At 40.9% G+C, this 1,173-nt stretch carries 2 protein-coding genes; one reads left to right on the top strand and one right to left on the bottom strand.

Annotated features, from left to right (window positions below):
- The first annotated feature begins 120 nt into the window (after positions 1–120).
- A complete protein-coding gene (locus L4C33_RS22375) occupies positions 121–600 on the top strand; it encodes an aminoacyl-tRNA deacylase (protein WP_428814575.1) in 480 nt (159 codons plus the stop codon).
- Between the two features lie 79 nt (positions 601–679).
- Here L4C33_RS22375 and L4C33_RS22370 read toward each other — a convergent pair whose 3' ends face one another.
- On the bottom strand, positions 680–1,078 hold the full coding sequence (locus tag L4C33_RS22370) for a YkgJ family cysteine cluster protein (RefSeq protein ID WP_428814574.1): 399 nt from the start codon (positions 1,076–1,078) through the stop codon (positions 680–682).
- Positions 1,079–1,173 lie beyond the last annotated feature (95 nt).

The raw sequence follows: 1,173 nt of genomic DNA, 5'->3' as shown, positions 1-1,173 counted from the left end.
CAATAAAGATAGTGTACCGAATATGCTAAATATAGGCACTATACTTAATCTTGTTAAAGGGAATATAGCTTCAATGTAGCCGCCAAAACTAGGAGGTTGGTTACAGTACAGGAGGGGCTTATGACAATTTCAACAAAAGTAAATCGATACTTTGAAGAAAAGTCTATCGAATACCAAAAGGTCGAACATGTGCATACCAACGGCTCACTTAGTTCTGCTGTAGCTTCACGAGTACCGCTTAATCAGTTAGCTAAAGCTGTAGTTCTAGAAGACCATGATGGTCACAATATGATGGCGATACTGCCTGCTGATAAGAAAGTAAGTATGTCGGTTCTTAATGCAAAATTTAACGCTAAGTTTCAGCTGAGCCGAGAAAAAGATGTTTACAGAATGTTTTCGGATTGCGATAACGGCGCAGTTCCTCCAATTGGGGAGGCATACAATATGATGATGGTGTGTGATCAATTACTCGATACACTCGATGAAGTGTATATCGAAGCCGGTGATCATCAAACTTTGCTCAAGATTGAGCGACAAGAYTTCCGCAAAATGACTTCACACGCTAAACATGTCAGATTTGGTAAAGAGGTTTACCATTAAAGTGTGAGAAATTTGAGTGAAGGAAAAGGCGCTAGTAAGCGCCTTTTTTGAAGTTAAAGATCGTGAAGATTCTTTTAGGTTATCCACTTGGCGGACGACTGTCTTTCATCAGAATATCTAGCCTATTTTGGGCTTTTTTGGGATTCGTTAAGTCGACGGATTCAATCATCTCGCACTCGTCCCGAACCATTTCATCGATAAGGCTAGGGTAGTGGCGGCAGTCTTCTGGGCGATCAAAGTAGATACTACAAGTGTATTTATTGGGCTCTTGCTCTGAACGCTTTGGAGCGAGTTCAAGGAAAGGGCATTGCGTAAGCCTTTCGCCAGTTTTTGGATCAAACCAAATTTCACTTCCTCTGACGTATTCAAAAATATCAGGGTTAAACAGTTCCCAAAGGTCAATTTCTTCTTGGCTTGCACTGAGATCACCATCGCCGTATTTAATACAGCATTTACCACATTGGTTGCAGTTCTTCATGACTTTCTCTCTTCCTATTAGCCAGTCGCTATTGCACTTGGTCGTTCTCTACAATTGTATCACTGATGGCTTACCTAAAGTGTTTTCTATCATTG

The sequence above is a fragment of the Vibrio makurazakiensis genome (assembly GCF_050337375.1).
GTDB classification, from domain to species: Bacteria; Pseudomonadota; Gammaproteobacteria; order Enterobacterales; family Vibrionaceae; genus Vibrio; species Vibrio makurazakiensis.
This window is presented reverse-complemented; position numbering and strand designations above follow the sequence as displayed.

What these genes read in the sequence shown, in the direction of transcription:
- L4C33_RS22370 (WP_428814574.1), bottom strand. Translation starts at nt 1,078, where the DNA reads ATGAAGAACTGCAACCAATGTGGTAAATGCTGTATTAAATACGGCGAT.